Annotated in this window: 7 protein-coding genes; all 7 read right to left on the bottom strand. The window is 43.1% G+C overall.

The window, feature by feature from the left end; all coding sequences use genetic code 11:
- A partial coding sequence (locus tag ACFINZ_RS09140) for a phage tail protein (RefSeq protein ID WP_375701365.1) occupies positions 1–389 on the bottom strand: 389 nt, incomplete at its 3' end.
- On the bottom strand, positions 389–1,216 hold the full coding sequence (locus ACFINZ_RS09135; protein ID WP_375701364.1) for a baseplate J/gp47 family protein: 828 nt from the start codon (positions 1,214–1,216) through the stop codon (positions 389–391). The genes ACFINZ_RS09140 and ACFINZ_RS09135, both read right to left, overlap by 1 nt.
- Positions 1,213–1,554: a GPW/gp25 family protein gene (locus ACFINZ_RS09130; RefSeq protein WP_375632629.1), complete on the bottom strand. Its 342-nt coding sequence runs from the start codon at positions 1,552–1,554 to the stop codon at positions 1,213–1,215. Before ACFINZ_RS09130 ends, ACFINZ_RS09135 begins: the two co-directional genes overlap by 4 nt.
- Complete coding sequence (locus ACFINZ_RS09125; protein ID WP_375637096.1) at positions 1,551–2,240, bottom strand: phage baseplate assembly protein V; 690 nt, start codon at positions 2,238–2,240, stop codon at positions 1,551–1,553. The genes ACFINZ_RS09130 and ACFINZ_RS09125 overlap by 4 nt, the downstream gene beginning before the upstream one ends.
- Entirely contained in the window at positions 2,221–2,772 is a 552-nt protein-coding gene (locus tag ACFINZ_RS09120) for a hypothetical protein (protein ID WP_375632668.1), read from the bottom strand. Before ACFINZ_RS09120 ends, ACFINZ_RS09125 begins: the two co-directional genes overlap by 20 nt.
- Positions 2,769–3,125 carry a hypothetical protein gene (locus ACFINZ_RS09115; RefSeq protein WP_375701363.1) on the bottom strand — a complete coding sequence of 119 codons (357 nt, stop codon included), beginning with the start codon at positions 3,123–3,125 and terminating at the stop codon, positions 2,769–2,771. Before ACFINZ_RS09115 ends, ACFINZ_RS09120 begins: the two co-directional genes overlap by 4 nt.
- A gap of 1 nt (position 3,126) precedes the next feature.
- Positions 3,127–3,282: major capsid protein (locus ACFINZ_RS09110; RefSeq protein WP_375701366.1), on the bottom strand; the 156-nt coding region annotated here is incomplete at its 5' end.

The raw sequence follows: 3,282 nt of genomic DNA, 5'->3' as shown, positions 1-3,282 counted from the left end.
GCTTCAATGGCTTCAAGGCTTTTCCGTTCAGGCAACTGATCAAAATCAAGTTGAAAGGAATTCCACCATGCTCGCCCTGTCCATGCGGGTTGAAAGCGTGCCGAAATCCCTAGCCATTCAAGCCCCACCTCTATTGCAGCAAGGGAGCCGCGCAAACGCTGCCATTGAAGCCCTTGATCAATCAAATCATAGAGGTTTGGAACATAAGGCGTAAGCTCTCCAAGCCCGTATTCTTCAATGAGCCACGGCAAGAAACGGGGAGGGCGTGTGATCAGTTTTGCGCGTGAAATCCCCAAAACAGAACCATCAATATCTTGATGAAAATCGCAAGCATCGGCAAGGCGCTTTTCAAATTCTGTTGCGTTTGTGGGAAGGAGGGAACCAACCATTAGCGCGCACGCCCTTTGAAGTTTAAGGTGATTTTTCCAATCGATAAAATTTCTTCATCACAAACCATACTGTCTTGTGTTGGGGTAATGGCAATGACTTTTTGGACACCAGAAATCATTAGTTTTGAAATCCACCACGAGAGGCTTAATTCACGACCAATGGCTTGTTCTTGTCTCCATGCTGCTCTTAAATTTGCCTCCATTGTCGTGAGAATTTTCAAAGATGTTTCCGGTAACAGCCAAACATCTGCTTCTAAGTCCAGCACTTTTTTGACAGCAGCGTGAACAATGATTGTATCATTGGTCATGATGATATTTTTTCTGTGAAGAGCTTGTGAAACTGCTTGTATGAGATCTTCAGAGGCTGTTCCTTCTTCATTATTACCAAAAAGAGCAACATAGATGGTTGGGTTTTTGCCTTTACGATAGATAATGGCATCTTTCACTCGACTATCGCTTGAGAGAGCGATAAGCTTGTAATAGGGCTCTGTCCCGCTCCCATTACCTCCACGGGCATGAAGCTGTATGCGTTCACGATATCTCTCGTCACTTTCCTCTTCCATGCGGGCAATACCATGCCAGTTTCCCAAAGCATCAAGAGATTCACCGATTGCAAAATCAAGAATATTATTGCGTGCTGCCTCATTAATACGCTGTCTTAAAAGCAACTCTCGATAGCTAAAAGCCTCAATGACTTTTACAGCCGGATCACTTTCAAGAATGGTATATTCAGGCAAAAGCTCTTTTAAATGGACAAGAGCAGCAGCGCGTATTTCTTCAAAAGAAAGTTCTGTGATGATGTCTGGTTTTGCAAGCACTCCATTCATTTTATCAATAATCCTTCCATGGTAATGGGCTTGCCGGATGGCAAATAAATGCCTTCAAAGGATAAAGAAACGTGTCCATTCTCACCCCTTTTAAAATCAATTTTTTTCAATTTAAAACGCGGTTCCCATTTGTCTAAAGCCTCAGCAACAGCAGCATAAAGAGCAACAGCAAAAGCATTATTAACCGGTGCATCAATGAGTTCAGCAACACGTGAACCATAATCACGCCGCATTACACGCGAACCAATCCGTGTTGACAAAATGTCAAGGATTGATTGGCGCAAATGATCAATTCCGGTTAATGGCTTTCCTGTTGTACGGTCCATTCCACTGTTCAATTGGGACCTCCTGTCATAGAACCACCAGGGGAAACACCGTCATGAACATGGGTTTCTCCTACATTGGTGCCGTTATGTCTTAATCCACTTGAATGAATGGAAACATTATTTCCAGAATGAAGAGAGAGACTATCATTCGAATTCAGTGAAATGCCATCACCAGCCTTCAAAGAGATGCCGCCTTTTGCGTTTAAATTTATATCGCTTTCTGAAACAATCTTTATGCCTTCCGGTGCGGTAAGCTCTAGCTTGCCACCATCACCTTTTAGTGACACACCATCAGCGATTGTCAGGATAAACTTTCCGCCGGATTTGATGTGAATTCCATAAGTGTTTTGTTCATCATCATATTCAAGGCTGGTTCCATCAGGGTATATCGTTCGGTGAATGCTGCCCTTATCGGCTGCTTGATTAGCATCTGTATGAATGGAACCCACAATCATCCCTTGTGACAAATCCCCTGATGACGAGATAACAACTACTTGCTCTCCAACATCACGCCCTTCATAGGAGCGTGTTTTACCGGCGCGGGCTTGGGTATCTGGAATCCAGTCACTGATAAGATTGCCACTTTTTACCCGATAGCGTGCGTTTTTATGGTCGATATGGCTAATCTTCCCCACCACAACCATATTTGCCACACGTCTCTTTAGATCTGTGATTTCTTTATCGCGCCGCTCTAACATGTCCACCTTCAATTTTATGGTATTTATCTTTATTTCTCACGCCTGTTTCTGGTTCAAAGCTTAAGAAAGGTTCAACGATTCTTGCTGTTACACTGCCTTCTTCTTCATTCATGTTGGGGATATTTGTCACATAAATGACTTCAAAGGTTAAAATTGCACCGTGGAGTGCTAGAGCACCATTATCACCAAAGGCAAAAGCAATATTTTGCAGGCGGCATGTCTCAACGGTGTTGTTAAGATTGGGATTGGCATAGAAAATCTCTTCAACTTCCCATGCTAATTGGTCAACAAAACGTGCGCCATCTTCACATGTCGCATAACATTCAACATCTAGCGTTAAAACACGCCGCCTTAAGCCAAAATCATGTCCATCTTCAATGGTTTCACTTTGTGTTGAGATATTAATAGCTGGCATTGCTTCAATAAATAAATTGAAGTCACGCATATTGAAAACATTGTCACCAGCTGCCGTCTTTGCTGCTTTAATCAACGCAACAAATGTTTCTCTTATCGTTTCGCGTGGATGTTTCATTGTTTTATCTCTCGCAAGATAAGCTTATACATACCGGTTTCAGAGGCTTGGACATCTGTAACAGTGAAGTGCTCTTGAGAAGAGGGGGCTTTGTTATTTTCAGGAGAGATGATCCCAATACTATCTTGAGGTTTTGGTGGTATTCCCCCGATGTCATTGATACAAAGATCAAGTTCCTTTCTTGCAATTGTGGTAGGGATTCTGCCACCGGCGTCCGATTCTGAATGCTTAATGGTGTAAATCGCTGTAATTTGAAACGATTGTTGATTGTCCTTTCGCGTGTAGATGACGGGCTGCCCAAAGGTGTTGCGTACATCTTTAACCATTTGATTTAGCAGCCCGTGCCATCGCATGTTATTTCGCTCCTATAACTGCTTTGAACAGCATTTCAGGACGCGTGCAAATGTAAAGCGGATAGCTATAGACCTCCGGCTTTACCCATGCATTACGGTCGTTATCAACGATCAACATGGTGTAGAGCGGTTTTCCAACCGTGTTGGCAAAATCCAA

The organism is Bartonella sp. AA81SXKL (genome assembly GCF_042196945.1).
GTDB lineage: Bacteria > Pseudomonadota > Alphaproteobacteria > Rhizobiales > Rhizobiaceae > Bartonella.
Note: the sequence above shows the minus strand (reverse complement) of the source record. Positions and strands in the feature narration are given on the sequence as shown.